This window comes from Streptomyces sp. NPDC060031 (genome assembly GCF_042736805.1).
Taxonomy (GTDB): domain Bacteria; phylum Actinomycetota; class Actinomycetes; order Streptomycetales; family Streptomycetaceae; genus Streptomyces.
Window position 1 is genome coordinate 43,610 of sequence record NZ_JBHWVM010000026.1, and the last position, 26,521, is coordinate 70,130.

Consider the following 26,521-nt stretch of genomic DNA (forward strand, 5'->3'; position numbering starts at 1 on the left):
CGGCGTGAGCGAGAACTGGCGCAAGGCCGGCTGGGCCGGCGCCGCCATCGGCGTGATAGCCGCGGGCGCGGCCGCCGGTGTCGCGGTCGAACGGATCACCGTAGGGAGGGGCATGCGGATGAAGGCACGTCTCGCACTGGACTCCACCGGGGACTACGGGTCCCTGCGCGGCACCGAGGGCTCCGCGTGGGCCGAGGACGGCACCGAACTCCACTACGAGGTCGACGAACTGCCCGAGGAGGGCAAGCGCGGCCGGCTGCGCCGCAAGGCCCCCGCCCCGGCGACCGTGGTGTTCTGCCACGGCTACTGCCTCGGCCAGGACGCCTGGCACTTCCAGCGGGCGGCCCTGCGCGGCGTGGTCCGCGCCGTCTACTGGGACCAGCGCAGCCACGGCCGCAGCGCGCGCGGCCTCGGCCAGGCCGACGGCGAACCGGTGAGCTTCGAGCTGCTGGGCCGCGACCTCAAGGCCGTGATCGACGCCGCCGCCCCCGAGGGACCGCTGATCCTGGTCGGTCACTCGATGGGCGGTATGACCATCATGGGATTTGCCGAGCAGTTCCCCGAGCTCGTACGTGACCGCGTGGTCGGGGTGGCGCTCGTCGGCACCTCCAGCGGCCACCTCGACGAGGTGACGTACGGGCTGCCCGCCGTCGGGATGGGTGCCGTACGGCGCTTCCTGCCCGGCGTGCTCAAGGCGCTCGGCTCACAGGTGGAGCTGGTGGAGAAGGGCCGCCGGGCCACCGCCGACCTCTTCGCCGGCATGATCAAGATGTACTCGTTCCGCTCGCGTGACGTGGACCCGGGCGTCGCCCGCTTCGCCGAACGGCTCATCGAGGCCACCCCCATCGACGTCGTCGCCGAGTTCTACCCGGCCTTCCAGGCGCACGACAAGACGGCCGCGCTCCAGCGGTTCGCGGACATCCCCGTCACGGTGATCGCCGCCGACCACGACATGGTCACCCCGGCCGCCCACAGCCTGGCCATCAAGGAAGCGCTGCCGTCCGCCGAACTGGTCGTCCTGGAGAACGCCGGGCACCTGATGATGCTGGAGTACCCGGACACCGTGACACGGCTGCTGGCCGAGCTGCTGGCGCGCACCGGGGCGGTCTCCGTACCGGCTAACGTTGGCGGGCATGGAAGAAGTACCGCGGGAAGCGCAGCCCAGCCCGGCTCCGGAGCAGGGCCAGAGGCCTGACGCCGAGGCCCACATCACCGTCGACTCTCCCGATGCCATGCGGGAGCTCGGCCGCAGGATCGCCGGCCTGCTGCGCCCCGGCGATCTCGTCCTGCTGACCGGCGAGCTCGGCGCGGGCAAGACCACCCTGACCCGCGGCCTGGGCGAAGGCCTCGGCGTGCGCGGGGCCGTGACCTCGCCGACCTTCGTCATCGCCCGGGTCCACCCGTCCCTGGGCGGCGGCCCGGCGCTGGTGCACGTGGACGCGTACCGGCTGGGCGGCGGGCTGGACGAGATGGAGGACCTGGACCTCGACGTCTCGCTGCCCGAGTCCGTGGTCGTCGTCGAATGGGGCGACGGCAAGGTCGAGGAGCTGTCCGACGACCGTCTGCACGTGGTGATCAAGCGTGCGGTCGGCCACGAGGAGGTCCTGGACGACGTGCGCGAGGTCGTGGTGCGCGGGGTCGGCACGCGCTGGTCGGGTGAGGGGGCCCTGGTGGCCCTGGCTCCCGCACAGGCGGAGTAGGGCGTACCGACTGGACGTATCGACTGGACGTACCGATGGCGTACCGACAACTCGTCGGCAAGATATTGCGCTGACAGAGGCACACGTGGTGACATGGTACCGAGGGCTGGTTAGGCCTACCTAAGTGCAGGCCGGCCCGGGCCAGGAGGCACATCATGTCGGCAGCCGCAGGAGTAGAGCGCGACCCCCGCCCGTCCGCCGTGTCCATGGGGGCGCTGCTCGCCGCGGGCGTGGCCGCCACCGCGGTGTCGACGCCGCCCGCGCGCGCACGCCTCGACGAGCCGGCGGACGAAGAGGACACGGATCAGGCGGCCTCGGGGTCCGAGGCCGCCTGAGGTCCCACGTCCGGGTGAAGTCCGCCGTGCGGTGCCCGGCAGGGCGTCAGGGGACGACCACGACCTTCGAGTTGATCGTGGCGAAGTTCCACATCGCGTCGCCGTCCGCGCGCGCCATGCGGATGCCGCCGGTCTTCTTGGCCGGGTCGGGCTGCGGAATCTGGCCGTCCACCCGGGCGCTGAAGCCGACCGGGACCCCGTCCGCGCTGGCGAAGCGGACGACGTGCTCGATCGGCACCCCGTCCGAGCCGGTGACCGCGCCCGAGCGCGAGCTGACCGCGTAGGTACCCGCCTTCGGGTGCACGGTGCTCGGCATCACCGCGAAGGACTTCGGCTCCTGCCCGGCGGTGTCGCTGACCAGCCAGACCCGCTTGAGGCCCACGGAGTACACGACGCGCACCCCGGTGCCGGATCCGGCCGGCAGCGGTACCGCCTTGGCCGGCTCCTGCTTGGCGGGGGCGGGGGCGGGGGCGGGCTGGCTGGGGCCGGGGACCGGGCTCTGCCCGGCGGCCTTCGGCGGGTGCGCGGGTGCGGTGGCGGAGGCCTGGTAGCCGAGGAAGCCGACCGCTGCGATCGCCACGGCGGTGAGCCCGGCCACGATTCCCGAGCTGCTGCGTGCCACCTTGCTCCACCTCTCCGCGCTTCCCCTGGAAACACCTGTCGGATCACCTGAGGATCACCTGCGTCGAAGGTAGCAGCCGGGTCGCCCGGACACCGGCCGCAAGGCTCCCCGTCCCCGGAGTCGTAGGCTGTTCGCGTGCTCTTGCTCGCTGTAGATACCGCCACGCCCGCCGTCACCGTCGCCCTGCACGACGGCGAGTCCGTCCTCGCCGAGTCGAACCAGGTCGACGCCCGCCGCCACGGGGAGCTCCTGCTGCCCTCCGTGGACAAGGTGCTCGCCGAGGCCGGGCTGAAGCTCGACGCCGTCACCGGCATCGTCGTCGGCACCGGCCCCGGCCCCTACACCGGGCTGCGGGTCGGCCTCGTGACCGCCTCCACCTTCGCCGCCGTGCTCGGCGTGCCCGTGCACGGACTGTGCACCCTCGACGGGCTCGCGTACGCCGCGGGCCTCGCCGGGGTCGAGGGCCCCTTCGTCGTCGCCACCGACGCGCGGCGCAAGGAGGTCTACTGGGCGCGCTACGAGGACCCGCGCACCCGGGTCGACGGGCCCTCGGTGGACCGCCCGGCCGAGATCGCCGAGCGGGTCGCCGGCCTGCCCGCCGTCGGGCAGGGCGCGCTGCTCTACCCGGACGTCTTCCCGGACGCGCGGGGCCCCGAGCACCAGTCGGCGGGGGCCCTGGCCGCTCTCGCCGCGGAGCGGCTGGCGGCGGGTGAGGCCTTCGAGAACGGCGACGGCCTGCCTCCGACGCCCCTCTACCTGCGCCGGCCCGACGCCGAGGTGCCCAAGAACTACAAGGTGGTCACCCCCAAGTGACCTCCTCGACCGTGGTCCTGCGCGAGATGCGCTGGTGGGACATCGAGCCGGTGCTGGAGCTGGAGCACGAGCTGTTCCCGCAGGACGCCTGGTCGGCCGGGATGTTCTGGTCCGAGCTCGCCCACGCCCGCGGCCCGCAGGCCACCCGCCGCTACGTCGTCGCCGAGGACGGCGCCGGCCGCGTCGTGGGCTACGCCGGGCTGGCCGCCGCCGGCGACCTGGCCGACGTACAGACCATCGCGGCCGCCCGCGACCAGTGGGGCACCGGGCTCGGTGCCCGGCTGCTGACCGATCTGCTGCGCGCGGCCACCGCGTTCGAGTGCGCCGAGGTGCTGCTGGAGGTGCGGGTGGACAACACCCGGGCCCAGAAGCTCTACGAGCGCTTCGGCTTCGAGCCGATCGGCTTCCGGCGCGGCTACTACCAGCCCGGCAACGTCGACGCGCTCGTGATGCGCCTTTCCGACCCCGCCACCTCCCTGCCCCCGACCTTCCAAGACGCCGTAAGAAGTGAGACCCATGGCTGACGAACCCCTCGTCCTCGGCATCGAGACCTCCTGCGACGAGACCGGCGTGGGCGTGGTCCGCGGTACGACCCTGCTCGCGGACGCGATCGCGTCGAGCGTGGACGAGCACGCGCGCTTCGGCGGAGTCGTGCCCGAGGTGGCTTCCCGCGCGCACCTGGAGGCGATGGTCCCGACCATCGAGCGCGCCCTGAAGGAGGCCGGGGTCAGCGCCCGCGACCTCGACGGCATCGCCGTCACCGCGGGCCCGGGCCTCGCGGGGGCGCTGCTGGTGGGCGTCTCGGCGGCCAAGGCGTACGCGTACGCGCTCGGCAAGCCGCTGTACGGGGTGAACCACCTGGCCTCGCACATCTGCGTCGACCAGCTGGAGCACGGGCCGCTGCCCGAGCCGACGATGGCGCTTCTGGTGTCGGGCGGGCACTCGTCGCTGCTGCTGGCGCCGGACATCACGAGTGACGTACGGCCGCTGGGCGCGACGATCGACGACGCGGCGGGCGAGGCCTTCGACAAGATCGCTCGGGTGCTTCAGCTGGGCTTCCCGGGCGGTCCGGTCATCGACCGGCTCGCGCGCGAGGGCGACCCGAGGGCGATCAACTTCCCGCGCGGGCTGACGGGGCCGCGCGACGCGGCGTACGACTTCTCCTTCTCCGGGCTCAAGACGGCGGTCGCCCGCTGGATCGAGGCGAAGCGGAAGGCCGGCGAGGAGGTCCCGGTGCGCGATGTGGCGGCGTCCTTCCAGGAGGCCGTGGTGGACGTGCTGACGCGCAAGGCGATCCGCGCGTGCAAGGACGAGGGCGTCGACCACCTGATGATCGGCGGCGGTGTGGCGGCCAACTCCCGGCTGCGCTCGCTCGCGCAGGAGCGCTGCGACGACGCGGGGATCATCCTGCGGGTGCCGCGGCCGGGGCTGTGCACGGACAACGGCGCGATGGTGGCGGCGCTGGGTGCGGAGATGGTCAAGCGGAACCGGGCGGCCTCGGACTGGGACCTGTCGGCGGACTCCTCGCTGCCGGTGACGGACCCGCATGTTCCGGGCACCGCGCATGCGCACGGCCACGGCCACGGTCACGACCACGATCACGTGCATGAGCTGAGCAAGGACAACCTGTACTCATGAGCACCGTCGCGCTGATGTGGGAGGCCCGGGCGGTGCCGGGCCGGGGCAACGAGCTGCTGGAGTGGGCCCGTTCGCAGGTGCTGGCCCGGGAGCCGGGGCGGCGCGAGGTGTTCCGGGCCCCGCAGGACCGGGTGCTCGTGATCACCTGGTGGGAGGCGCCCGAGGGGGTGGCGGCGGAGCTGCCCGAACTCCCCGAGCCCGCCGCCGACTTGATCACGCGGGCCGTGCACCGCTGGCGGTTCGAGTCGGTGGAGGCCGACGGAGGCTGAGCCCGCGCAGCGGTCGTCCGCCGCCGGAGCAGGGCCTCAGGCGAATCTCGACGCCCTGCCGCTATGGTCATGCACATGCCTCGCCGTGACCTGCCGCCGCCGCCACCTCCCGCGCACCTGCGCGACTGGATGGACGAGACCGTCGTGCGGGCCGACCGGGCCCGCTTCCTGCGCGAGCTCGGCCAGCGCAGCCTGGGGCTGGGGCGGTTGCTGCTGCTCTGGGCCGTCTCGGCGGTCTTCGCGCTCGGCTGGTCCTTCGTCGGCATGGCCCTGATGGCCTTCGAGGAGGGGGACCCCGTCTCCTTCCTCCTCGGCCTCGTCTTCGTCGTGCTCGGCGCCGGTGTACTGGTCCCGGCCGGGTTCTGGCTCGCCTCCGGCGCCCGGCGCGACCGCCAGGTCCGCCAGCTGATGTGCGCCTGGGCGGAGTGGGACCGGGACCCGGCCGCCGACTCCCGGGCGCGCGCGCCGGGGCGGAGCCTGACCTGGCTGCTGGCCTCCTTCGTACTGGGCGCGCTCGGGCTCTGGGTGACCTTCGGGGTCGCGGTGTCGGCGCGGCCGGGCGAGGACACGTACGGCGAGGTCGCGTACTACATGGGCCTCGGCCTGATCCTGTGGATCACGGGCCTGCTGGGGCTGGGCAAGGCGGGCGCGCACTACCGGTGGGCACTGCGCGCCTTCCGCGGCCGCCGCCCTACGGCGTAGGCGCGGGCGCCGGGGCGGGCGCGGGCGCGGGCGCCGGCGAGCCGATCAGCATCGAGGGGGCCCCGGCCACCCGGGTCAGGAAGACGGTCGCGGAGTTCGGCCCCTGCGGCTTGACCTTCCTGCGCAGTTCCTCCGGCTCGATCGCGGAGCCGCGCTTCTTCACGGTCAGGATGCCGACCCCGCGCTCGCGCAGCAGGGCCTTGAGCTTCTTCAGGCCGAAGGGCAGTACGTCGGTGATCTCGTACGCCGTCGCGTACGGCGTCGCGCGCAGCTCGTCGGCGGTGATGTAGGCGATGGTCGGGTCGATCAGCCGGCCGTCGAGCTGCTCGGCGACCTCGGCGACGAGGTGGGCGCGGATGACGGCGCCGTCGGGCTCGTAGAGCCAGCGGCCCACGGGGCCGGCCTGCGGGTCGGGCAGCGGATCGGTGGTGCGCAGGGCCCGCGGGCCGGGCAGCAGGGTGGCGCGGATCTCGCCCGGCGCGGTGCCGAACCAGAGCACGGCCTCCTTGACGTCCCCCTGGTCGGAGATCCACTCGGCCCCGGCCTCCGCGGGGACGGCCTCGTGCGGGATCCCGGGGGCGATCTTGACGGCGGCGTACTTGGCGCCGCGCGCGGTCTCGACGGCCCACGACAGCGGGGGCGAGTAGCTCTCCGGGTCGAAGATCCGGCCGCGTCCGCCGCGCCGGGCCGGGTCGATGAAGACGGCGTCGTACGAGGACACGTCGACCTCGGTCACGTCCGCCTCCCGGACCTCGATCAGCTCCGCCAGCCCCAGCGCCTCGGCGTTGGCGCGCGCGACGGCCACGGTCAGCGGGTCGTGGTCCACCGCCAGTACCCGGATGCCGAGCCGGGCCAGGGCGAGGGCGTCGCCGCCGATGCCGCAGCACAGGTCCGCGAGGCTCCGTACGCCGAGGGCCGCGAGCCGCTCGGCGCGGTACGAGGCCACCGACGCGCGGGTGGCCATCTCGCCGCCGCCGGGGGTGAAGTACATCCGGAACGCGTCCTCGGCCCCGAACTTCGCCACCGCGCGCTGCCGCAGCCGGGCCTGCCCGAGCGCGGCGGAGACCAGTGCGGCGGGGTGCTCGCGGCGCAGCCGGGTGGCGACGGCGAGCTCCTGGGCGGGGTCGTGGTCGCGGAGCGAGTCGAGGAGGGCGAGGCCCTCGGGGGTGAGGAGCGCGGCGAAGTCTTCGGGGGTCACGGGGTCCATTGTCGTCCCCTGTGGGCCACTCGGAGGAAGGTCGGATTCCGATCGCGGTGTCGGCCGTGACGGGGGCGTGTCGGGTGCCAGGATGCGCTGCTATGCAGCTAGTCGGACAAAAGGAACATAAGACGCTACAGGGTCACCGGTTCGCGGCGCGTCCGCGCGGCCGGTTCGGGGTGGCACTGGCCGCACTGCTGGTCGCCGCCCTCACGACGGCGTGCGGCTCCGGGCAGTCGGGGGCGCCGGACAAGGCGGCCAAGGCGAAGGGCGCCGACGCGGGCGCGGCCGGCGCGCTCGCCAACCACGCCGAGAAGATGAAGGCCGCCCGGCAGGCGCGGATCGTCGCCGCCAAGAAGTGGCGCCTGGTCAAGCCGCCGTTGATGGCCCCGGCGGCGCCGAAGGCCAAGCCCGAGATCACCACCCGCGAGGGCTTCGAGGTGGAGGACCAGGAGAACCTGCCTCCGGTCTTCACCACCGTCCCGACCGAGGACAAGGTCGTCTTCCTGACGATCGACGACGGTGCGGAGAAGGACCCCGAGTTCCTGAAGATGATGCAGGAACTGAAGATCCCGTACACGGCGTTCCTCAGCGACTACCTCGTGCGGGACAACTACCCGTACTTCAAGCAGATGCAGGCCGCCGGCGTCACCCTGAACAACCACACCCTCAACCACCGGTACATGCCGGCGCTCTCGTACGAGAAGCAGCGCCAGGAGATCTGCGGCCAGCAGGACACCATCCAGAAGGAGTTCGGCAAGCGGCCGACGCTCTTCCGGCCGCCGTACGGGAACTACAACGAGGACACGCTGCGCGCGGCCAAGTCCTGCGGCATCAAGGCCGTGCCCCTGTGGAACGCAGAGGCCTTCACGAACCGGATGGACTACCGGGAGTGGGACCGCGACCTCCACCCCGGCGACATCATCCTCACGCACTTCCGGGGGCGGGAGGACTGGAAGGGCACCATGCCTGACATGATCCGTCATGTCATGAAGACCGTCACGGACAAGGGGTATGCCGTGGCCCGCTTGGAGGACTACTTGTGAGGTACGCGCGCCGGCTGGTAGCCGGAACGCTGGCGGCCGGCGCGCTCGCGCTGTCCCTGTCGGGGTGCGGGGACAGCGTCGAACCGATCGAGAGGCTGGGCCGCAAGGCGGTCGAGGAGAAGTCGGCCTCGCCGTCCCCCTCGTCCTCGGCCTCGGCCTCGGCGGCCACTCCGGCCGACGAGGCGTACAAGAAGTGGGGGCTGACCGGCCCCGTCCAGTACGCGCCCAAGCCCGCCGCCAAACCCCAGCTCCCGCCGGGCAAGCCGGGCAAGGTCCCGGTGACGGACCGAATACCCGTGCCGGGCGGGGAGAAAATAGTCTTCCTGACCTTCGACGACGGCGCCGAGAAGAACCCCGAGTTCCTGAAGATGGCGGCCGATCTGAAGCTGCCGATCAGCATGTTCCTGACGGACAACATCGCTTCGTCGGACTACGGCCACTTCGAGAAGCTCCGCGACAACGGCTCCCGCAGCACGATAAACAACCACACCCTGACGCACCCGAACCTCCGGACCCTGCCCTTCGCGGCGCAGAAGAAGGAGATATGCGGCCAGCAGGAACGCCTGGAGAAGCGCTTCGGCACGAAGCCGCAGTGGTTCCGCCCGCCGTACGGCAACTACAACGACGACACCCTCAAGGCCGCCGCCGAGTGCGGCATATCGCACCTGGTCCTGTGGCGCGTGTCGATGCAGATCAACAACTTCCAGTACGCCGAGGGCTCCGCCCTCAAACCGGGCGACATCATCCTGGCCCACTTCCGCGGCCCCGCCGAGCTCAAGGGCGCGACGGAGATCGAGATGACGACGCGCATGCTCCAGCGGATCCAGGAGCAGGGGTACAAGATCGGGCGGCTCGAGGACTACCTCTAGGGCCCTGAGCGATCCTTAGACCGTCACCGCCGGCGTGATCGTCGTTTCCACCGGGTCCCGTGCGTCCGCCTCGCGTTGGCGCTCCGCGCTGTCGCTGATGCGCAGGAGCAGGGCGATCATGATCCAGTTGGCCAGCAGGGACGAGCCGCCCTTCGCCAGGAAGGGCAGGGCCTTGCCGGTCAGGGGGATCAGGCCCGTCACGCCGCCCGCCACCACGAAGACCTGGAGGGCCAGCGCCGAGGCCAGGCCCACCGCCAGGAGTTTGCCGAAGGGGTCGCGGGCGCCGAGTGCCATCCGCAGGCCCCGCTGCACGAGGAGCGCGTACAGGAGCAGCACGGCCATGACCCCGGCCAGGCCGAGCTCCTCGCCGACCGTGGTCAGGATGAAGTCGCTGCGCCCCGCGAACGCGATCAGCTCGGGGTGGCCCACGCCGAGGCCCGTGCCGGAGATGCCGCCGGTGCCGAAGCTGAACAGCGCCTGCGCCGACTGGTCCGAGGTGACCCCCGGCGGGCGGTCCTTCCAGTAGTACGACAGCGGCTCCAGCCAGGCGGCCACGCGGGCCTTGACGTGCGGCTCGGTCGAGCCGACCGCGAAGGCGCCCACCGCCGCCATGAACACGCCGAAGACCACCCAGCTGGTGCGCTCGGTCGCGACGTACAGCATCACCACGAAGACGCCGAAGAAGATCAGCGAGGTGCCGAGGTCGCGCTCGAAGACCAGCACGAGCATCGAGACGATCCACACCGTGACGATCGGGCCGAGCTGGCGCATCGGGGGCAGCCGCATGCCCATGAACTTGCGGCCGGTCAGGGCCAGCGAGTCCCGGTGGACGACCAGATAGCCGGCGAAGAAGACCGCGATCGTCAGCTTCACGAACTCGCCGGGCTGGAAGGAGAGCGCGCCGAGTTTGATCCAGCGCTTGGCGCCGTACGCGTCCGCGCCGAAGAGCGCCGGGGCGATCAGCAGCACCAGCGAGACGGCCATCGTGATGTAGATGAACCGCTGCAGCAGCCGGTGGTCACGCAGCAGCGCCACCACCACGATGCAGGCGGCGACCCCGACCACCGTCCACAGCAACTGTCCCGGCGCGTTCGCCACCGACCCGTACCGCTCGATGTACCCCTGGTCGAGGCGGTGCAGCAGCACCAGCCCGAGCGAGGTCAGCAGCATGGCCAGCGGGAAGATCAGCGGATCCGCGTACGCCGCGAACCGGCGGATGCCCAGGTGACCCACCAGCGCCAGCAGCGACAGGCTCACCGTGAAGCCGGCGAGGTTGGGCGGCAGCGCGTTGTTCATCGCCAGGCCCGCGGAGACATGGCCGAAAACGGCTATGGCGACGACGAAGGCCAGCAGCAGGGCTTCGGTGCGGCGGCGGGCGCCCGACGTCGTTTGGAGCCTCAGTCCACGCACGGGACGCCGCCGCCGTCAATCGCGGGGCTCGGCTTGCCCGCGGGCGCGGGTGCGGTCGTCCCGGGAGAGTTCGTCCCGGGAGCGGTCTTGCCCGGTGCGGTCGTCCCCGGTGAGGAGGGAGCGGCGCCCGGCGCGCTCGGGCTCGCAGTGCCCTTGGGTCCTATCTGCTCGGCAATGAGGCGCTTTATCTTCATATCGTCTACGACGTTTATCTCGGCGCCATGGTTCCTCGCGAACCCCTCGATGGGCAGTGTCGTGAAGTCCACATTGCCCCCGGACAGGTTCTTCGCCTGCTTGATGAAGGACAGCAGATCCCATCCCTGATCGGTCACCACGTCCTCCTTCGCCATGTTGACCAGCTTGAGCAGCTTCACCGGATCCGTGAAGGTCCCGGCCTGGTTCAGCTTGTACGTCGCCCCCGCCAGGAAGGCCTGCTGGCGCTTCGTCCGGTCCAGGTCGCCCATGGTCAGACCGTGCCGCTGCCGCACGAAGGCCAGGGCCTGCGCGCCGTCGAGGGTCTGCTTGCCGGCCGGGAAGTCGGCCCCCGAGAACGAGTCCTTCGTCGCCTTGTTCAGGCACACCGGTACGCCGTCCAGGGCGCCCGCCAGGTGGTAGAAACCGGCCAGGTTCAGCTCGGCGAAGTGGTCGATCGGGACGCCCAGGAAGTTGCGCACCGTCTCGATCTCGGCCTTGCGCCCCGCCTCGCGGCCCTCGTGCTCCAGCTGCCGCTTGTCCTTGACCCCCTGGACGGAGAGCTGGTCCTCGCGCTTGGCCTTGGCCAGCCCGTACGCCTCCTTGATCTTGCTCTTCCCGGTGAACCCCGGCACGCCGTACAGCGTGACGAAGTTGTCGCGCGGCACCGAGAAGGCCTTCGCCTTGCCGCCGTCGCCGGGGACGTGCAGCAGGATCAGGGTGTTCGTGTTGTACCCGCCGACGGCCGAGCTGTTGCCGGCGTGCAGCTTTTCGAGGATCTCCTTCGGCAGGTCCTCGCCGTTCTGGCCGCGGCGGCTGTCCAGGCCCATCAGCAGGATGTTCGTATCGCCGTGCTTCGACTTCTCGGCGCCCTCCAACGCCTTGGAGCTGCCGATGCTGGAGACGAGGTCCTTGTACACGTACCAGGCGCCGCCGCCCGCCATCACGGCCAGCGCGCACCCGGTGATCAGCAGCGTGCGCATGAGCCTGCGGCGGCGTGTCGGCGGCTTTCGGCGGCTGGTCTTCCTCCGTTGCGCAGTCATGCCTGTCGATGCTGGGGGCGCGGGGCTGAAGGAGACCTGAAGGTCCTGAATCCGCCTTCAGGTCCGCGCGCGCCCCGGCAGGCGCAGCACCATCCGCGCGCCCCCGGCGGGCGCCGGCAGCGCCCGTACGTCGCCCCCGTGCGCCCGCGCGATCTCCCGGGCGATGGCCAGGCCCAGCCCGCTCCCGCCGCTGGCCCGGCCCCGGTCCGCGTCCAGCCGTACGAACCGCTCGAAGACCCGGTCCCGGTCGGCCCGCGGGATGCCCGGGCCGTCGTCCACGACCTCCAGCACCGCCCAGCCGTCCTCGGCGGCGGCCCGTACGACCACCTCCGCACGGGCGTACCGCAGGGCGTTGTCCACCAGGTTGGCCAGCGCCCGCTCCAGCCGCGCCGGATCCCCGGCCACCGGTACGGGCGCCCGCGCGTCCAGCCGCAGCCGGGCCCGGGGGTGCGGGCGCCGCGCCGCGTCCTCGGCGGCCAGCAGCGCGAGGTCCACCGGCTCGGTGCGCGGCGCCGGCCCGCCGTCGAGCCGGGCCAGCAGCAGCAGGTCGGCCGCGATGCGCTGGAGCCGCTCGGTGTCGGCCAGCGCGGCCGCCACCGACTCCCGGTCGGGGCGGTCCATGGCCAGCGCCACCTCCAGCCGGGACCGGACGGCCGCGAGGGGGTTGCGCAGCTCGTGCGAGGCGTCGGCGGTGAACTGCCGCTGCCGGGCGTCGCTGCGCTCCAGCCGGTCGAGCGTGTTGTTGACCGTGCGGGCCAGCTGCGCGATCTCGTCGGCGCCGCCCGGGTCCGGAACCCGCCGGTCCAGCTCGCTCGCGGTGACCGCCGCCAGCTCGGTGCGGATCGCGGTGACGGGGCGCAGCGCGTGCCCGGCCACCCACCAGGCCAGGGCCGCCGCGAAGGCGATCAGCGGGGGCGAGCCGGCGAGCAGCCCGACGGCGACGGCCCGGGTCGCGTCGTCGACGTCGCCGAGCACCGTCATGGCGTACACGAAGTGCGGGTCGTGCGCCCCCGGCGGGCCGGGGGACTCGACCACGACGACAACGCGCCGTTCCGCGCCGGGGCGCGCGGCGGGCAGCACCGCCGAGCGGGAGTCCTGCCCGGGCCCGGGACGCAGCTCCCCGAAGTCGGGGGAGTCCTTGGGCGCGCTCGCCGTGCTGTTGACGGTGCGGCCCTGCCCGTCCCGTACGAGGACCAGGTCCACCCCGCTTTCGGGCGCGGGCATCCGGGCGCCGGGCGGGAGGGCGCGGGTGTCGAGCTGGGCGGCGACCTTGCGGGCGGCGAGTTCGGTGCGGCCGGTGGTGTTCTCCAGCAGGTTGGCCCGCAGCAGGGCGTAGAGCCACAGCCCGCCGGCGGCCAGGACGGCGGCCATCGCGAGGGCGGCGGCCGCGGCGGCGCGGGCGCGGACGGTCCTAACCACCGTCGGGCGCCATCCGGTAGCCGGTGCCGTGGACGGTGAGGATGGAGCGGCGGCCGAAGGGGGCGTCGATCTTCTTGCGGAGCGAGGAGACGTAGACCTCGACGATGTTCGGGTCGATGCCGTGCGGGGTGTCCCAGACCACGTCGAGGATGTCCTGCTTGGCGACGGCCCGGCCGGGCTGCTCCATCAGGCAGGCGAGGACCGCGAGCTCGCGGGCGGTCAGCTCGATCTCCTGCGCGCCGCGGCGGCAGCGGCGGCCCTGGGGGTCGAGGACGAGGTCGCCGGCCTGGAGGGTGGCGCCGCGGTCGGGGGCGCCGGCGCGGCGGGCGAGTGCGCGCAGGCGCGCGGCGAGGACGACGAAGGAGAACGGCTTGGTGAGGTAGTCGTCGGCGCCGGAGTCCAGGCCTTCGGCCTCGTCGTACTCGCCGTCCTTGGCGGTCAGCATCAGGACGGGGGTGGGGTCGCCCTGGGCGCGCATGCGGGTGCAGATCTCGTAGCCGGTGAGGCCGGGGAGCATCAGGTCGAGGAGGACGACGTCGTACCCGGCGCCGCCGCCCGTGGCTCCGCCGGCGAGGGCGAGTTCCAGGCCGCGGTGGCCGTCGTGGGCGACCTCGACCCAGTGCCCGTCGGCGGACAGGCCGCGCCGCAGGGACTCGGCGAGGCCGACTTCGTCTTCGACCACGAGGATGCGCATCGCTCCAGCGTCACATATCGGACGCGTCCCCCGGCGTCGCCCCGATCGGCGGCGGGTCCGGAAGCGGCGCCGGTCCGGCGGCTGCGGCGCGGCGCCGGGCGAGGACGTCGCGGGTGGCCGCGGTCAGGGCCCAGGCCGGGAAGGCGAGGGCTGCCAGGCCCAGGCCCATGGGTGCCAGCGAGCCGGCTATGCCCGGGCGTACGGCCTGGTCGGCCGACGGGCCGCTGACCCGGGAGGCGACCGGTTCGGTCGGAGGGGTGTCGAACGGGGTCTCGGCATCGATCCGGAGGATCGTGAACGATCCGTCGGACGCGGTGAAGGACCCCTCGCACGCCGCCCGCCGGTCCGTGTGCGAGGTCCCCTCCCAGGTGCACCGCTCCGCGCGGAAGGTGCCCTCCACCCCCGTCAGCTGGGTCACGAGCCGCGGTACGGCCAATGAGAACGCGTAGATCCCGCATGCGAGGCCGACGGCGATCGGGAGGGCGTGCACCCACCGCACACCGGAGTTTTTCCTGGTCATGGCGCGGACAGTAGCGCCCACGAGTCGTCCGCGCGCGCGGATTTACACGGGCTGCGGGGCCCGGTCCGCGCAACGCCGACGGTCGTGAATTGGCACTCCGCTTGACCGAGTGCTAATCGCCGGAATAGTCTCGCGTCTGGCACTCGCCCCTGGTGAGTGCCAACACAGCGACAGGCAGGTCCGGCACCCGCGACGACGGATCGACCTGGTCGCCACCTCAGACAGTTAACCCCGGATCTCCGAAGGGGGAGGTCGGATCGTGACGACCACCAGCTCCAAGGTTGCCATCAAGCCGCTTGAGGACCGCATTGTGGTCCAGCCGCTCGACGCCGAGCAGACCACGGCCTCTGGCCTGGTCATCCCGGACACCGCGAAGGAGAAGCCCCAGGAGGGCGTCGTCCTCGCGGTCGGTCCGGGCCGCTTCGAGGACGGCCAGCGTCTCCCGCTGGACGTCACCGTCGGCGACGTCGTGCTGTACAGCAAGTACGGCGGCACCGAAGTGAAGTACAACGGCGAGGAATACCTCGTCCTCTCGGCCCGCGACGTGCTCGCGATCGTCGAGAAGTAAGTCACTTCTCCAGTTTTGTTTTGAGCTACGCCCCTGGTCACCCCTGCTGATGCCGGGCGGCGAGGGGCGTAGTTCGTTCTAGGCGGTCGCGGTGAGCGGCCGGGGATCGCAACGAGAGGGCTGAACCGCTCCCATGCCGAAGATTCTCAAGTTTGACGAGGACGCCCGTCGCGCCCTCGAGCGCGGCGTCAACAAGCTGGCCGACACGGTCAAGGTGACGATCGGCCCCAAGGGCCGCAACGTCGTCATCGACAAGAAGTTCGGCGCCCCCACCATCACCAACGACGGTGTCACCATCGCCCGCGAGGTCGAGCTGGATGACCCGTACGAGAACCTGGGCGCCCAGCTCGTGAAGGAGGTGGCGACCAAGACCAACGACATCGCGGGTGACGGCACCACCACCGCCACCGTGCTGGCCCAGGCGCTCGTCCGCGAGGGCCTGCGCAACGTCGCCGCCGGCGCTTCCCCGGCCGCCCTGAAGAAGGGCATCGACGCCGCGGTCAAGGCCGTGTCCGAGGAGCTCCTCGCGACCGCCCGCCCGATCGAGGACAAGTCCGACATCGCTGCCGTGGCCGCGCTCTCCGCGCAGGACCAGCAGGTCGGCGAGCTCATCGCCGAGGCGATGGACAAGGTCGGCAAGGACGGTGTCATCACCGTCGAGGAGTCCAACACCTTCGGCCTGGAGCTGGAGTTCACCGAGGGCATGGCCTTCGACAAGGGCTACCTCTCGCCGTACATGGTCTCCGACCAGGAGCGTATGGAGGCCGTCCTCGACGACCCGTACATCCTGATCAACCAGGGCAAGATCGCCTCCATCCAGGACCTCCTGCCGCTCCTCGAGAAGGTCATCCAGGCCGGCGGCTCCCGCCCCCTGCTGATCATCGCCGAGGACGTCGAGGGCGAGGCGCTCTCCACCCTCGTCGTCAACAAGATCCGCGGCACGTTCAACGCCGTGGCCGTCAAGGCCCCCGGCTTCGGCGACCGCCGCAAGGCGATGCTCCAGGACATGGCCACCCTCACCGGTGCCACCGTCATCGCCGAGGAGGTCGGCCTCAAGCTCGACCAGGCCGGTCTGGACGTACTGGGTTCCGCGCGCCGCGTGACCATCTCCAAGGACGACACGACCATCGTCGACGGTGGCGGCAGCCACGACGAGGTCCTCGGCCGCGTCAACCAGATCAAGGCCGAGATCGAGTCCACCGACTCGGACTGGGACCGCGAGAAGCTGCAGGAGCGCCTGGCGAAGCTCGCCGGCGGCGTCTGCGTCATCAAGGTCGGCGCCGCCACCGAGGTGGAGCTCAAGGAGAAGAAGCACCGCCTCGAGGACGCCATCTCGGCGACCCGCGCCGCGGTCGAGGAGGGCATCGTCTCCGGCGGTGGCTCCGCGCTCGTCCACGCCGTCAAGGTCCTCGAGGGCAACCTCGGCCTGTCCGGCGACGAGGCCACCGGTGTCGCGGTCGTGCGCCGCGCCGCCGTCGAGCCGCTGCGCTGGATCGCCGAGAACGCCGGTCTCGAGGGTTACGTCATCACCGCGAAGGTCGCCGAGCTCGACAAGGGTCAGGGCTTCAACGCCGCCACCGGCGAGTACGGCGACCTGGTCAAGGCCGGCGTCATCGACCCGGTCAAGGTCACCCGCTCCGCGCTGGAGAACGCCGCTTCCATCGCCTCCCTGCTGCTCACGACCGAGACCCTGGTCGTCGAGAAGCCGGCCGAGGACGAGGGCGACGCCGGTCACGGCCACGGCCACGGTCACAGCCACTGATCGCGTACCGCACTGGGGAAGGCCCTGTTCCGCATATGCGGAGCGGGGCCTTCCCGTGTCTGAGGGTGCGTGTCTGAGGGTGCGTGAAGGTGCGTGGGGGGCGCGTGCGTGAGGGCTACATGGCGCCCATTTGCCGCATCAGGCCCATGGCGTCGTAGTGCCACCAGCCTTCTTTGATCATTCCGTCCTCACACCGGAAGACCGTCGTTCCGGTCATCGTGCAGGTCTTGCCGGTCGGGGCGATGCCCATGTACTCGCCCTTGTGCTTGCCGGTCCAGGTCCACAGGGTGGTGACGTAGTCGTCCTGTGCCATCTGGGCGTCCCGCTTGAAGCTGAAGTCGAAGCCGGACCGCCACCCCTCCACGTCCTCGCGGATGCCCGCGCGTCCGACCTTGTCCTCGGGGTTGCCGATGTCGTGGTCGCGGTAGTCCTCCGCGAAGATCTCCTCGATGACGGACATGTCGCCCTTCATCGCGACGTCCTCGTACATCCGGTTCACGAGCATCGTGTTGAGGTGCTCGTCCCGGACGACGTCCAGGTTGGTGAAGCTGGGCATCCCGTCGCAGAGGGCCATCATCTCCTGGAACATCTTGTCCGTCTCCGGGAGATGAGAGTTCGCCATGGCGTCTTCGTACGAGGGGAATTCGACCAAGTCCATGTAGTGGGTCTCGTCGTCGCGGTCCCGGCCCACGATGCTGTGGGTGACGGTGCGCTTGCCCTGGCTCTGCGAGACATACCGGTCGAGCAGCTCGTTGAGGGCGTCCTGCCGACTGGTCTTGTAATCGATTATCTGTACGAATGTCATGGCGGTCTCCCGGGCTGGATGCGGACATGTCCATTTTAGGGAGATTTCGCCCACTTGGCCGATCGGGCGGCGCGTTACTGAGGCCCGTACTTGCGGCCCGTGCGCGAGGACACCCCGCCCAGCAGCCCGCGCGGCGTCAGCTTCACCACGCCCATCAGCGCCTTGTACCGGGGGTCCGGGATCGACACTGTCTTCCCGCGCGCCAGATCGGCCAGTGCCGCCGCCACCAGCTTGTCGGCGTCAAGCCACAGCCAGCCGGGGATGTTGTCCGTTCCCATGCCCGCCCGCTGGTGGAACTCGGTGCGCACGAAGCCCGGGCACAGCGCCATCAGCCGCACCCCGGACCCGGCCAGGTCCTTCGCGGCGCCCTGCGTGAACTGCACGACCCACGCCTTGCTCGCCCCGTAGGTACCGCGCGGTACGAAGGCCGCCACCGACGCCACGTTGATCACGCCGCCGCGCCCGCGCGAGCGCATGGACTCGGTGGCCGCCGAGGTCAGCCGCAGCACGGCCTCGATGTGCACCTTCAGCATGGTCAGCTCGTCGGCCATGGAGACTTCCAGGTACCGGCCCTTGTTGCCGAAGCCCGCATTGTTGACCAGCAGGTCCACCGGGTGCGTGCGGTCGCCGAGGCGCGCCTCGACCGCCGCGATGCCCTCGTCGGTGGACAGGTCGGCGGCCAGCACCTCGGCCTCGATGCCGTGCCGGTCGTGCAGTTCGGTGGCCTGCTCGCCGAGCCGCTTGGTGTCGCGGGCCACCAGTACGAGGTTGTGGCCCTGGGCGGCGAGCCGCCGGGCGAAGGCGGCGCCGATGCCCGCCGTGGATCCCGTAATCAACGCAGTCGTCATACGCGCAACCTAGCCGCCCCGGGTGACGGCCCCGCGCGGTGTCCCGCCACCGGCCCCGTCGGGTGCCTGCTTCCCGTCCCGCGCACCGTACTTCTCCACGTACGTCCGTACGATCTCGTGCGCCTGCGGCTCCATCGCCGCGCCCGCCGCCAGCGTGCGCGGGAGCAGTGCGCGCTCGGTGGTGAAGGCCCGGAACCAGAACCCCACCGTCACCTCGTGGTCCGGACGGTGGATCACCTCGATGCTGTCGCCGGGGGTGATCGCCCCCTCCTCGATCACCCGCAGGTACGCGCCCGGGCGGGCGGCCCGCGTGTACCGCTTGACCCATGCCTTCTCGCCGACCGCGCCCTGGAAGGTCCGGCAGGGGATGCGGGCCGAGGCCACCTCCAGGACCAGGTCCCGGCCGATGCGCCAGCGTTCGCCGAGCAGTGCGCCGTTCACGTCGAGGCCCGACGTGGTGAGGTTCTCGCCGAAGATCCCGCCGGGCAGGTCGCGCTCCAGCTCGCGCTCCCACCAGTCCAGGTCCTCACGGGCGTACGCGTACACGGCCTGGTGGTCGCCGCCGTGGTGGCGCAGGTCGCAGACGTCGTCGCCCTCGACCCCGCTCGCCGCGACGCCCTTGGGGCCCGGGGCGAAGACGCGGACCGGGCCGGGCGCGGGGCGCTTGCCTATGCCGGTCAGTCCGCCCGTGGCGTCGGTGTGCTCGGACGGGGTCGCGCGGCCGACGTTGACGGAGACGAGGCGCATGGAGGGGGTGGGGGCGATGGAGGGCACGGATGGCATCGGTGGCATGGCCCGACGCTAACTCAGCCGCCTCAAAGCGGCACTGGGATATTCGCTCGCCGGTCAAAGTAGGCCTTATTCTCGGAGGGTGATCGAGGCACGTCATCTCCGGGTTCTGCGCGCTGTCGCCGGGACCGGGTCCTTCTCCGCCGCCGCCCGCGAGCTCGGCTGCACCCAGCCCGCCGTCTCCCAGCAGATGAAGGCGCTGGAGCAGTCGGCCGGCACCCCGCTGCTCATCCGCGCCGGGCGCGAGATGCGCCTCACCCAGGCCGGTGAGGCGCTGGTCCGGCATGCCGCCGGGATCCTCGCGGGGCTCACCGCCGCGGAGGAGGAGGTCGCGGCCATCGCCGGGCTGCGCGCGGGCCGGGTGCGGCTGGTGTCCTTCCCCAGCGGCAGTTCCACCCTCGTGCCGACCGCGCTGGCGGCGATGCGCGCCGCGCACCCGGGCACCCGGATCTCGCTGGTCGAGGCGGAGCCGCCGCGTTCGGTGGAGATGCTGCGCGAGGGCGACTGTGACGTGGCGCTGGCCTTCCGGTACGGCGGGGACGGTGACGGACTGGGCTCCGCGGCCGAGTGGGAGGACCTCGTGGTCCGGCCGCTGCTGACCGACCGGCTCGTCGGGCTGGTCCCTGAGGGCCACCGGCTGGCCGGGGCCGGGCGGGTGGGCATGGCGGAGCTGGCGGACGAGCCCTGGATCGCGGGCTGCCCGCGGTGCCGGCGCCACCTGGTGGAGGTGTGCGAGGGGGTGGGCTTCACCCCGCGCATCGACTTCGCCACCGACGACTATCCGGCCGTGGTCGGGCTGGTCGGCGCCGGGCTCGGGGTCGCGGTGCTGCCGGAGCTGGCGGTGGAGTCCGTACGGGCCAAGGGCGTGAGCACCCTGGTGGTGGAGCCGGCCGTGGAGCGCGAGGTGGTCGCGCTGACCCTGCCCGACCTGGCCCGGGTGCCGGCCGTGGCCGCGACCGTGGCCGAGCTGGAGCGGGCCGCGGCGCGCTGAAGCCGGCCGGCGGCCCGGCGCGCGTGCGGACACGCCGGGTGCCGCGCCGGGCGAGGTGCGCCCGTACGAGTGAGGCGTACGGGTGATGCGTACGGCCGGAGCGGGTGCGAGCACCGGGGCGGCCCGCCACGAGGGAGGCCGTACGGCGGTACGGCCGATCGGGTGGCGTCCCGGGCCCGGGACTCGCGACGAGGGGAAGAAACGTTCCTTCGGACGCTTCGACGGCGGCTAGTGCGGAGCGATCGGTCCGATCACGGTCGACGCGGGGATCAGGCGGTGCCGGGCGCGGCCCATCAGCTCTTCGCGCTCGTCCTCGGTGAGGCCGCCCCACACCCCGTAGGGCTCGCGGACGGCGAGTGCGTGCGCGGCGCATTCCGAACGCACCGGGCAACGCATGCAGACCTCTTTAGCCGAGGCCTCGCGCGCGCTCCTGGCCGCACCCCGCTCGCCTTCCGGGTGGAAGAAGAGGGAGCTGTCGACCCCGCGGCAGGCAGCCAGCAGCTGCCAGTCCCAGAGGTCGGCGTTCGGTCCGGGGAGGCGGGAGAAATCTGCCATTGGTAGTCCTCTTGGTGCCGGTACTGAGGCGGATACGGTCAATGTCTCCACACCTACTGTCGTAGTAGATGTAAATATGACTCATTGGGAATCTAGCCTCAGACACATGCCAAACGGAAGAAAAGCCGCCAAATAGGGCATAGCTCCAGATGGAGGACGCCGCGACGAGTGGCGCCCGCGCCGTGATCGCTTCCTCACGTAGAGTGCCGAAGGTGTCCGTCCGACCCGTAACTCTTTCGAGTGACCATCGTTGAGAGAGCGAGTGCGGTTGAACCAAGAAGTTCTCGGACAGGTGTCCGGGGGCATCGATCGCACAGGTGACGATACGTACCAGCCTGGAGGCTCAAGGTGACGCGCATCAGCAGCTGCGGAGGGCGGTCATGACATCCGTCCTCGTCTGCGACGACTCCCCGCTTGCCCGAGAGGCGCTCCGTCGCGCGGTTGCCACCGTGCCCGGCGTCGAGCGTGTGACGACGGCTGCCAACGGCGAGGAAGTCCTCCGCCGCTGGGGTGCCGACCGCTCCGACCTGATTCTGATGGATGTACGGATGCCCGGGCTCGGCGGTGTGGAGACGGTTCGCCGGCTGCTCTCGGCCGACCCCGGCGCCCGCATCATCATGCTGACGGTCGCCGAGGACCTGGACGGCGTGGCCCTCGCGGTCGCCGCCGGCGCCCGGGGCTATCTGCACAAGGACGCCTCGCGCGCCGAACTGCGGGCCACGGTCACCCAGGCCCTCGCCGACCCGACCTGGCGACTGGCCCCGCGCCGGCTGCGCTCGGCCGAGATGGGCGCGGCGCCCACGCTCACCGCGCGCGAGATCCAGGTGCTGGAGGGCATGAGCCACGGCCGGTCCAATGCGGAGATCGGGCGCGAGCTCTTCCTCTCCGAGGACACCGTCAAGACGCACGCCCGCCGGCTCTTCAAGAAGCTGGGCGCCTCGGACCGCGCGCACGCGGTGGCGCTCGGGTTCCGCTGGGGCCTGGTCCGCTAGGGTCCGCCGATCCGGGGCCCGTCCGCCCCGGCCCCGTCCCCCCGTCCGTTGGTCACCGGCCGCCCGGAGCAGTCCCGTCCGCCATCGGCGGGCGGGGCGGCGAGCTGGTGCCGCACTCGGGTCCGCCCGGTGTCGCCCGGCGGTCCTGTCGTACCCGGTGCGCACCCGGGATCGGCGGGGCACAATCCAAGGGGCGTGTCGCTTCGTGCGCGATGCCGCATCCTTGAGGGTGTGGGGACAGTTCGGCCGAGCGGGAGGGGAGGGCGCAGACGATGAGTACCGGCGCACCCGCTCCGCATAACGCTTCGATGCACAACACGGGCCGCAGTGCCGCGAATGCTCCGGCGCCAAGGCACCATGGATTGATGCGCGACGACGAGGCCCTGGGGTCACCCGCGGCCACAGGCCCCACCGGCGCCGCCAAAGGCGGCAGTGCCGGGGCTGTCAGCGCGCTCGTACGCCGTGCGGTGGACGGCGACGAGCAGGCCACGCACGACCTGCTCGCCTTCGTGCACCCCCTCGCCATCCGCTATTGCCGTACGCGGCTGTCGCGACTTCCGGGTGATGCTCGTCACTTCGTCGAGGACCTGGCGCAGGAAGTCTGCGTCGCCGTCCTGATGGCCCTGCCGCGGTACCGCGACACCGGGCGCCCCTTCGAGGCCTTCGTCTTCGCCATCGCCGCGCACAAGGTCGCGGACCTGCAGCGGGCCGCCATGCGGCACCCGGGCAGTACGGCCGTGCCCTCCGACGAGATGCCCGAGCGGCCCGACGACTCGCTGGGGCCGGAGGAGCGGGCGCTGCTGAGCAGTGACGCCGCGTGGGCCAAGAAGCTGCTGGCCAACCTGCCGGAGAACCAGCGCGAACTCCTCGTCCTGCGGGTGGCCGTCGGGCTGACCGCCGAAGAGACCGGGCAGATGCTCGGGATGTCGCCCGGGGCGGTGCGAGTGGCCCAGCACCGGGCCCTCAGCCGGCTGCGCGCGCTCGCCGAACAGTAGCCTCGACACAGGAGGCGTCGTAGGAAACTACGAAACTTCCGGTTGACCTTGGTCGTGGAATGAGACGCTGCGGGATCCCGTTAGCATGGACATCCGCGCTGAGCAAGACCATTTGGGAAGGTGTCATGACTGACAGCGGTTCGACTGGAGTACCCGACAAATTCGCCACGCTCGGACTGACCTACGACGACGTGCTGCTGCTGCCGGGCGCGTCGGACATGTCGCCTGACGCCATCGACACCTCCTCCCTCATCTCGCGCAACGTCCGTGTGAACGTTCCGCTGCTCTCCGCCGCCATGGACAAGGTCACCGAGGCCCGCATGGCCATCGCGATGGCCCGCCAGGGCGGCGTCGGCGTCCTGCACCGCAACCTCTCCATCGCCGACCAGGCCAACCAGGTTGACCTGGTCAAGCGCTCCGAGTCCGGCATGGTCACCGACCCGATCACGGTGCACCCCGACGCGACGCTGCGCGAGGCCGACGAGCTCTGCGCGAAGTTCCGCATCTCCGGCGTCCCGGTCACCGACCCGGCCGGCAAGCTCCTCGGCATCGTCACCAACCGCGACATGGCCTTCGAGTCGGACCGCAGCCGCCAGGTGCGCGAGGTCATGACCCCGATGCCGCTGGTCACCGGCAAGGTCGGCATCTCCGGCGTGGACGCCATGGAGCTGCTGCGCCGCCACAAGATCGAGAAGCTTCCGCTGGTCGACGACGCGGGCCTCCTCAAGGGCCTCATCACGGTCAAGGACTTCGTCAAGGCCGAGAAGTACCCCAACGCCGCCAAGGACAAGGACGGCCGGCTGCTCGTCGGTGCGGCCGTCGGCGTCGCGGGCGACGCGTACGAGCGCGCCCAGGCCCTGATCGAGGCGGGCTCCGACTTCATCGTCGTCGACACCGCCCACGGCCACTCCCGCCTGGTCGGCGACATGGTCGCCAAGATCAAGTCGAACTCCACGGTGGACGTCATCGGCGGCAACGTCGCCACCCGCGACGGCGCCCAGGCGCTCATCGACGCCGGCTGCGACGGCATCAAGGTCGGCGTCGGCCCCGGCTCCATCTGCACCACCCGCGTCGTCGCCGGCATCGGCGTCCCGCAGGTCACCGCGATCTACGAGGCCGCGCTGGCGGCCAAGGCCGCGGGCGTCCCGGTCATCGGTGACGGCGGCCTGCAGTACTCCGGCGACATCGCCAAGGCCCTGGTCGCGGGCGCCGACACGGTGATGCTCGGCTCGCTGCTCGCGGGCTGCGAGGAGTCCCCGGGCGAGCTGCTGTTCATCAACGGCAAGCAGTTCAAGTCGTACCGCGGCATGGGCTCGCTCGGCGCGATGCAGTCCCGCGGCGACCAGCGCTCTTTCTCCAAGGACCGCTACTTCCAGGAGGGCGTGGGCGGCGACGACAAGCTCATCCCCGAGGGCATCGAGGGCCAGGTGCCCTACCGCGGCCCGCTCTCCGCGGTCGTGCACCAGCTCGTCGGCGGCCTGCGCCAGTCGATGTTCTACGTCGGCGGCCGCACGGTGCCGGAGCTCCAGGACCGCGGCCGGTTCGTACGGATCACCTCCGCGGGCCTCAAGGAGAGCCACCCGCACGACATCCAGATGACCGTCGAGGCCCCGAATTACTCCCGCAAGGGCTGAACGGTGTGATCGTATGAAGGGGCGGGTCCGCTTCGGGCCCGCCCCTTCGCCGTGCCCGCGCGTGCGTCCGTACAGCGGTCACCGGAACGCGGGCCGCCGGGGTTCGGGGATACTGGACGGGCAGACCCAGAGGAAAGGCCACCACACGTGACTGAGATCGAGATCGGGCGCGGCAAGCGCGGCCGCAGGGCGTACGCGTTCGATGACATCGCCATCGTCCCCAGCCGCCGCACGCGAGACCCGAAGGAGGTCTCGATCGCCTGGCAGATCGACGCCTACCGCTTCGAGCTCCCGTTCCTGGCCGCCCCCATGGACTCGGTCGTCTCCCCGCAGACCGCCATCCGCATCGGCGAGCTCGGCGGGCTCGGCGTGCTGAACCTCGAAGGCCTGTGGACCCGGTACGAGGACCCGCAGCCGCTGCTCGACGAGATCGCGGAGCTGGAGGAGGAGTCCGCCAACCGCCGGCTCCAGGAGATCTACGCCGCCCCGATCCAGGCGGACCTGATCCGCCAGCGGATCAAGGAAGTGCGCGACTCCGGCGTCGTCACGGCCGCCGCGCTCTCCCCGCAGCGCACCGCCGAGTTCTCCAAGGCCGTCGTGGACGCGGGCGTGGACATCTTCGTGATCCGCGGCACCACCGTGTCGGCCGAGCACGTCTCCGGCGCCGCCGAGCCGCTGAACCTCAAGCAGTTCATCTACGAGCTCGACGTCCCGGTCATCGTCGGTGGCTGCGCCACCTACACCGCGGCCCTGCACCTGATGCGCACCGGCGCCGCGGGCGTCCTGGTCGGCTTCGGCGGCGGCGCCGCGCACACCACGCGCAACGTCCTCGGCATCCAGGTCCCGATGGCCACCGCCGTCGCGGACGTGGCCGCGGCCCGCCGCGACTACATGGACGAGTCCGGCGGCCGCTACGTGCACGTCATCGCCGACGGCGGAGTGGGCTGGTCCGGGGACATCCCCAAGGCCGTCGCCTGCGGCGCGGACGCCGTGATGATGGGCTCCCCGCTGGCCCGTGCCACCGATGCGCCCGGCAAGGGCAACCACTGGGGCATGGAGGCCGTCCACGAGGACGTGCCGCGCGGCAAGAAGGTCGACCTCGGCACGGTCGGCACCACCGAGGAGATCCTCACCGGCCCGTCGCACACCCCGGACGGCTCGATGAACATCTTCGGCGCGCTGCGCCGCTCGATGGCCACCACCGGCTACAGCGAGCTCAAGGAGTTCCAGCGGGTCGAGGTCACGATCGCGGACTCGCAGCACAGCCGCTGACCCGCTCCACCGCACGTACGAAGGGCCGGCACCCCGCGGGGTGCCGGCCCTTCGGCGTCTTGCGGGCGGTCAGCCCTTGCGGCGCTCGCGGAACAGGTGGTGCCACACGGCGACGCAGCCTCCGGCCAGCAGCACCAGGACGCGGATCACGCCCCAGTCCGCGCCCTGCGGATTGATCTCGTGATCGGTCTCTTCGAAGACGGTCAGGGCCGTGGCGACGGCCAGGACGACGGTGAGGACGCCGAAGAGCCAGAACCCGACGGTGCGCGCGACGGCGCGTGCGTTCCGCCCGGACCAGGCACCGCCCTGCTTGTCCGGCTGCGGGATCCGCGCCGGGTCGCGGGGCGGCATGCGGACCACCGCGGAGGCCGGTACGGCCGCGTCCAGCGGGGCCAGTTCGGCCGCGGTGATCCCGTACAGGGTCGGCTCGACGGTCATGGTGAAGCCGTCGTGGCCGACGAGGTGGCGGGCGCCGTCCGGGTAGACCTGGAGCAGGGAGCACTCGGCGTACCGGACGGTGACCTGGTTGCCCGGCGAGACCACGCTGATGCCGTCGGAGCCCACGATCAGCGTGACGCCGGGCTCCTCGACCGCGGAGTAGCGACGTCCGGTGACGACCTCCGGGGAGGCGGCGGGCGCGGCCGTGAGCCCCGCCCAGTCCACGGCGCGGCCGGGCACCTGCACCAGCGCGTCGGCCCAGACGGCGCGCGCGACCCGGTGGAGGTCCTCGACGGTGACCGCCTCGATCTCGGCCCTCGCCTCGGCGACGGTCAGGTTGCGGTGGCGCAGCAGTAGGTTCATGGCGGTGCCGCCCAGCTTGCCCGCGGCGAAGCCGATCAC

Annotated in this window: 29 protein-coding genes; 17 read left to right on the forward strand and 12 right to left on the reverse strand. The window is 71.7% G+C overall.

What is annotated here, in order from left to right; genetic code table 11:
- The first annotated feature begins 4 nt into the window (after positions 1 to 4).
- The 3 genes from ACFWB8_RS14635 (at position 5) to ACFWB8_RS14645 (ending at position 2,035) form a co-directional block, all read left to right on the forward strand.
- Complete coding sequence (locus tag ACFWB8_RS14635; protein WP_385225857.1) at positions 5 to 1,195, forward strand: alpha/beta fold hydrolase; 1,191 nt, start codon at positions 5 to 7, stop codon at positions 1,193 to 1,195.
- On the forward strand, positions 1,134 to 1,700 hold the full coding sequence (gene tsaE, locus ACFWB8_RS14640) for a tRNA (adenosine(37)-N6)-threonylcarbamoyltransferase complex ATPase subunit type 1 TsaE (protein WP_385225860.1): 567 nt from the start codon (positions 1,134 to 1,136) through the stop codon (positions 1,698 to 1,700). Before ACFWB8_RS14635 ends, tsaE begins: the two co-directional genes overlap by 62 nt.
- A gap of 155 nt (positions 1,701 to 1,855) precedes the next feature.
- The gene (locus ACFWB8_RS14645; RefSeq protein ID WP_385225862.1) at positions 1,856 to 2,035 is read left to right on the forward strand and encodes a hypothetical protein; all 180 of its coding nucleotides are present in this window, start codon (positions 1,856 to 1,858) and stop codon (positions 2,033 to 2,035) included.
- A 46-nt stretch (positions 2,036 to 2,081) separates the two neighbouring features.
- On the opposite strand, the gene ACFWB8_RS14650 is transcribed toward ACFWB8_RS14645, so the two are convergent.
- Complete coding sequence (locus ACFWB8_RS14650; RefSeq protein WP_385225864.1) at positions 2,082 to 2,657, reverse strand: hypothetical protein; 576 nt, start codon at positions 2,655 to 2,657, stop codon at positions 2,082 to 2,084.
- 135 nt (positions 2,658 to 2,792) lie between these two features.
- Between ACFWB8_RS14650 and tsaB the strand changes: the two genes are divergently transcribed.
- The 5 genes from tsaB (at position 2,793) to ACFWB8_RS14675 (ending at position 6,079) form a co-directional block, all read left to right on the forward strand.
- The gene (gene tsaB / locus ACFWB8_RS14655; RefSeq protein WP_385225866.1) at positions 2,793 to 3,470 is read left to right on the forward strand and encodes a tRNA (adenosine(37)-N6)-threonylcarbamoyltransferase complex dimerization subunit type 1 TsaB; all 678 of its coding nucleotides are present in this window, start codon (positions 2,793 to 2,795) and stop codon (positions 3,468 to 3,470) included.
- A gap of 26 nt (positions 3,471 to 3,496) precedes the next feature.
- Positions 3,497 to 3,994, forward strand: coding sequence for a ribosomal protein S18-alanine N-acetyltransferase (gene rimI, locus ACFWB8_RS14660; protein WP_385225932.1), 498 nt, complete (start codon positions 3,497 to 3,499; stop codon positions 3,992 to 3,994).
- The gene (gene tsaD / locus ACFWB8_RS14665; protein WP_385225868.1) at positions 3,987 to 5,108 is read left to right on the forward strand and encodes a tRNA (adenosine(37)-N6)-threonylcarbamoyltransferase complex transferase subunit TsaD; all 1,122 of its coding nucleotides are present in this window, start codon (positions 3,987 to 3,989) and stop codon (positions 5,106 to 5,108) included. The genes rimI and tsaD overlap by 8 nt, the downstream gene beginning before the upstream one ends.
- Positions 5,105 to 5,377 (forward strand): hypothetical protein, encoded by a 273-nt coding sequence (locus ACFWB8_RS14670; protein WP_385225870.1) that lies wholly within the window; start codon positions 5,105 to 5,107, stop codon positions 5,375 to 5,377. Before tsaD ends, ACFWB8_RS14670 begins: the two co-directional genes overlap by 4 nt.
- A gap of 75 nt (positions 5,378 to 5,452) precedes the next feature.
- Positions 5,453 to 6,079, forward strand: coding sequence for a hypothetical protein (locus ACFWB8_RS14675; RefSeq protein ID WP_385225872.1), 627 nt, complete (start codon positions 5,453 to 5,455; stop codon positions 6,077 to 6,079).
- Here the strand turns inward: ACFWB8_RS14675 and ACFWB8_RS14680 are convergent.
- On the reverse strand, positions 6,069 to 7,286 hold the full coding sequence (locus tag ACFWB8_RS14680) for a methyltransferase domain-containing protein (RefSeq protein WP_385225874.1): 1,218 nt from the start codon (positions 7,284 to 7,286) through the stop codon (positions 6,069 to 6,071). The two genes, ACFWB8_RS14675 and ACFWB8_RS14680, sit on opposite strands and share 11 nt — an antisense overlap.
- Before the next feature lie 170 nt (positions 7,287 to 7,456).
- Between ACFWB8_RS14680 and ACFWB8_RS14685 the strand changes: the two genes are divergently transcribed.
- Together ACFWB8_RS14685 and ACFWB8_RS14690 are read left to right on the forward strand one after the other, a co-directional pair.
- The gene (locus ACFWB8_RS14685; RefSeq protein WP_385225876.1) at positions 7,457 to 8,323 is read left to right on the forward strand and encodes a polysaccharide deacetylase family protein; all 867 of its coding nucleotides are present in this window, start codon (positions 7,457 to 7,459) and stop codon (positions 8,321 to 8,323) included.
- The gene (locus tag ACFWB8_RS14690; RefSeq protein WP_385225878.1) at positions 8,320 to 9,192 is read left to right on the forward strand and encodes a polysaccharide deacetylase family protein; all 873 of its coding nucleotides are present in this window, start codon (positions 8,320 to 8,322) and stop codon (positions 9,190 to 9,192) included. Before ACFWB8_RS14685 ends, ACFWB8_RS14690 begins: the two co-directional genes overlap by 4 nt.
- A 15-nt stretch (positions 9,193 to 9,207) precedes the next feature.
- Here ACFWB8_RS14690 and ACFWB8_RS14695 read toward each other — a convergent pair whose 3' ends face one another.
- The 5 genes from ACFWB8_RS14695 to ACFWB8_RS14715 are packed head-to-tail and all read right to left on the reverse strand — an operon-like array spanning position 9,208 to position 14,470.
- Positions 9,208 to 10,602 (reverse strand): FtsW/RodA/SpoVE family cell cycle protein, encoded by a 1,395-nt coding sequence (locus ACFWB8_RS14695; protein ID WP_385225880.1) that lies wholly within the window; start codon positions 10,600 to 10,602, stop codon positions 9,208 to 9,210.
- Complete coding sequence (locus ACFWB8_RS14700; RefSeq protein ID WP_385225882.1) at positions 10,590 to 11,837, reverse strand: LCP family protein; 1,248 nt, start codon at positions 11,835 to 11,837, stop codon at positions 10,590 to 10,592. The genes ACFWB8_RS14695 and ACFWB8_RS14700 overlap by 13 nt, the downstream gene beginning before the upstream one ends.
- A gap of 57 nt (positions 11,838 to 11,894) precedes the next feature.
- Positions 11,895 to 13,256 (reverse strand): sensor histidine kinase, encoded by a 1,362-nt coding sequence (locus tag ACFWB8_RS14705; RefSeq protein WP_385225884.1) that lies wholly within the window; start codon positions 13,254 to 13,256, stop codon positions 11,895 to 11,897.
- The gene (locus ACFWB8_RS14710) at positions 13,249 to 13,950 is read right to left on the reverse strand and encodes a response regulator transcription factor (RefSeq protein ID WP_385225886.1); all 702 of its coding nucleotides are present in this window, start codon (positions 13,948 to 13,950) and stop codon (positions 13,249 to 13,251) included. The genes ACFWB8_RS14705 and ACFWB8_RS14710 overlap by 8 nt, the downstream gene beginning before the upstream one ends.
- Positions 13,951 to 13,960: 10 nt before the next feature.
- Positions 13,961 to 14,470, reverse strand: a complete 510-nt coding sequence (locus ACFWB8_RS14715; protein WP_385225888.1) for a hypothetical protein — start codon at positions 14,468 to 14,470, stop codon at positions 13,961 to 13,963.
- A 259-nt stretch (positions 14,471 to 14,729) separates the two neighbouring features.
- Here ACFWB8_RS14715 and groES point away from each other — a divergent pair, with 259 nt between their 5' ends.
- Together groES and groL are read left to right on the forward strand one after the other, a co-directional pair.
- Positions 14,730 to 15,038, forward strand: coding sequence for a co-chaperone GroES (gene groES, locus ACFWB8_RS14720; RefSeq protein WP_008739621.1), 309 nt, complete (start codon positions 14,730 to 14,732; stop codon positions 15,036 to 15,038).
- A 133-nt stretch (positions 15,039 to 15,171) separates the two neighbouring features.
- On the forward strand, positions 15,172 to 16,800 hold the full coding sequence (gene groL, locus ACFWB8_RS14725; RefSeq protein ID WP_385225890.1) for a chaperonin GroEL: 1,629 nt from the start codon (positions 15,172 to 15,174) through the stop codon (positions 16,798 to 16,800).
- Between the two features lie 115 nt (positions 16,801 to 16,915).
- Here the strand turns inward: groL and ACFWB8_RS14730 are convergent, their stop codons facing one another.
- The 3 genes from ACFWB8_RS14730 to ACFWB8_RS14740 all read right to left on the reverse strand — a co-directional run bounded on the left by ACFWB8_RS14730 (position 16,916) and on the right by ACFWB8_RS14740 (position 19,200).
- The gene (locus tag ACFWB8_RS14730) at positions 16,916 to 17,605 is read right to left on the reverse strand and encodes an ester cyclase (RefSeq protein WP_385225892.1); all 690 of its coding nucleotides are present in this window, start codon (positions 17,603 to 17,605) and stop codon (positions 16,916 to 16,918) included.
- Between the two features lie 74 nt (positions 17,606 to 17,679).
- The gene (locus ACFWB8_RS14735) at positions 17,680 to 18,453 is read right to left on the reverse strand and encodes an SDR family NAD(P)-dependent oxidoreductase (RefSeq protein WP_385225894.1); all 774 of its coding nucleotides are present in this window, start codon (positions 18,451 to 18,453) and stop codon (positions 17,680 to 17,682) included.
- A gap of 9 nt (positions 18,454 to 18,462) precedes the next feature.
- Positions 18,463 to 19,200, reverse strand: a complete 738-nt coding sequence (locus tag ACFWB8_RS14740) for an MOSC domain-containing protein (protein WP_385225934.1) — start codon at positions 19,198 to 19,200, stop codon at positions 18,463 to 18,465.
- A gap of 124 nt (positions 19,201 to 19,324) precedes the next feature.
- Here ACFWB8_RS14740 and ACFWB8_RS14745 point away from each other — a divergent pair, with 124 nt between their 5' ends.
- The gene (locus ACFWB8_RS14745) at positions 19,325 to 20,233 is read left to right on the forward strand and encodes a LysR family transcriptional regulator (protein WP_385225896.1); all 909 of its coding nucleotides are present in this window, start codon (positions 19,325 to 19,327) and stop codon (positions 20,231 to 20,233) included.
- Positions 20,234 to 20,461: 228 nt separating this feature from the next.
- Here the strand turns inward: ACFWB8_RS14745 and ACFWB8_RS14750 are convergent, their stop codons facing one another.
- Entirely contained in the window at positions 20,462 to 20,788 is a 327-nt protein-coding gene (locus ACFWB8_RS14750) for a WhiB family transcriptional regulator (RefSeq protein ID WP_385225898.1), read from the reverse strand.
- Between the two features lie 380 nt (positions 20,789 to 21,168).
- On the opposite strand from ACFWB8_RS14750, the gene ACFWB8_RS14755 reads away from it, so the two are divergent.
- The 4 genes from ACFWB8_RS14755 to ACFWB8_RS14770 all read left to right on the forward strand — a co-directional run bounded on the left by ACFWB8_RS14755 (position 21,169) and on the right by ACFWB8_RS14770 (position 25,681).
- Positions 21,169 to 21,780 carry a response regulator transcription factor gene (locus tag ACFWB8_RS14755; protein ID WP_003948568.1) on the forward strand — a complete coding sequence of 204 codons (612 nt, stop codon included), beginning with the start codon at positions 21,169 to 21,171 and terminating at the stop codon, positions 21,778 to 21,780.
- Between the two features lie 365 nt (positions 21,781 to 22,145).
- Positions 22,146 to 22,775 (forward strand): sigma-70 family RNA polymerase sigma factor, encoded by a 630-nt coding sequence (locus ACFWB8_RS14760; protein WP_356870938.1) that lies wholly within the window; start codon positions 22,146 to 22,148, stop codon positions 22,773 to 22,775.
- A 125-nt stretch (positions 22,776 to 22,900) separates the two neighbouring features.
- Positions 22,901 to 24,409: an IMP dehydrogenase gene (gene guaB / locus ACFWB8_RS14765; RefSeq protein ID WP_385225900.1), complete on the forward strand. Its 1,509-nt coding sequence runs from the start codon at positions 22,901 to 22,903 to the stop codon at positions 24,407 to 24,409.
- A 147-nt stretch (positions 24,410 to 24,556) separates the two neighbouring features.
- Positions 24,557 to 25,681, forward strand: coding sequence for a GuaB3 family IMP dehydrogenase-related protein (locus ACFWB8_RS14770; RefSeq protein ID WP_385225902.1), 1,125 nt, complete (start codon positions 24,557 to 24,559; stop codon positions 25,679 to 25,681).
- A 69-nt stretch (positions 25,682 to 25,750) separates the two neighbouring features.
- Here the strand turns inward: ACFWB8_RS14770 and ACFWB8_RS14775 are convergent, their stop codons facing one another.
- Positions 25,751 to 26,521: a hypothetical protein gene (locus tag ACFWB8_RS14775; RefSeq protein WP_385225904.1), complete on the reverse strand. Its 771-nt coding sequence runs from the start codon at positions 26,519 to 26,521 to the stop codon at positions 25,751 to 25,753.

What these genes read in the sequence shown, in the direction of transcription:
- tsaE (WP_385225860.1), top strand. Translation starts at nt 1,134, where the DNA reads ATGGAAGAAGTACCGCGGGAAGCGCAGCCCAGCCCGGCTCCGGAGCAG.
- ACFWB8_RS14645 (WP_385225862.1), top strand. Translation starts at nt 1,856, where the DNA reads ATGTCGGCAGCCGCAGGAGTAGAGCGCGACCCCCGCCCGTCCGCCGTG.
- rimI (WP_385225932.1), top strand. Translation starts at nt 3,497, where the DNA reads ATGCGCTGGTGGGACATCGAGCCGGTGCTGGAGCTGGAGCACGAGCTG.
- tsaD (WP_385225868.1), top strand. Translation starts at nt 3,987, where the DNA reads ATGGCTGACGAACCCCTCGTCCTCGGCATCGAGACCTCCTGCGACGAG.
- ACFWB8_RS14670 (WP_385225870.1), top strand. Translation starts at nt 5,105, where the DNA reads ATGAGCACCGTCGCGCTGATGTGGGAGGCCCGGGCGGTGCCGGGCCGG.
- ACFWB8_RS14675 (WP_385225872.1), top strand. Translation starts at nt 5,453, where the DNA reads ATGCCTCGCCGTGACCTGCCGCCGCCGCCACCTCCCGCGCACCTGCGC.
- ACFWB8_RS14680 (WP_385225874.1), bottom strand. Translation starts at nt 7,286, where the DNA reads ATGGACCCCGTGACCCCCGAAGACTTCGCCGCGCTCCTCACCCCCGAG.
- ACFWB8_RS14700 (WP_385225882.1), bottom strand. Translation starts at nt 11,837, where the DNA reads ATGACTGCGCAACGGAGGAAGACCAGCCGCCGAAAGCCGCCGACACGC.
- ACFWB8_RS14710 (WP_385225886.1), bottom strand. Translation starts at nt 13,950, where the DNA reads ATGCGCATCCTCGTGGTCGAAGACGAAGTCGGCCTCGCCGAGTCCCTG.
- ACFWB8_RS14715 (WP_385225888.1), bottom strand. Translation starts at nt 14,470, where the DNA reads ATGACCAGGAAAAACTCCGGTGTGCGGTGGGTGCACGCCCTCCCGATC.
- groL (WP_385225890.1), top strand. Translation starts at nt 15,172, where the DNA reads ATGCCGAAGATTCTCAAGTTTGACGAGGACGCCCGTCGCGCCCTCGAG.
- ACFWB8_RS14730 (WP_385225892.1), bottom strand. Translation starts at nt 17,605, where the DNA reads ATGACATTCGTACAGATAATCGATTACAAGACCAGTCGGCAGGACGCC.
- ACFWB8_RS14735 (WP_385225894.1), bottom strand. Translation starts at nt 18,453, where the DNA reads ATGACGACTGCGTTGATTACGGGATCCACGGCGGGCATCGGCGCCGCC.
- ACFWB8_RS14740 (WP_385225934.1), bottom strand. Translation starts at nt 19,200, where the DNA reads ATGCGCCTCGTCTCCGTCAACGTCGGCCGCGCGACCCCGTCCGAGCAC.
- ACFWB8_RS14750 (WP_385225898.1), bottom strand. Translation starts at nt 20,788, where the DNA reads ATGGCAGATTTCTCCCGCCTCCCCGGACCGAACGCCGACCTCTGGGAC.
- ACFWB8_RS14755 (WP_003948568.1), top strand. Translation starts at nt 21,169, where the DNA reads ATGACATCCGTCCTCGTCTGCGACGACTCCCCGCTTGCCCGAGAGGCG.
- ACFWB8_RS14760 (WP_356870938.1), top strand. Translation starts at nt 22,146, where the DNA reads ATGCGCGACGACGAGGCCCTGGGGTCACCCGCGGCCACAGGCCCCACC.
- guaB (WP_385225900.1), top strand. Translation starts at nt 22,901, where the DNA reads ATGACTGACAGCGGTTCGACTGGAGTACCCGACAAATTCGCCACGCTC.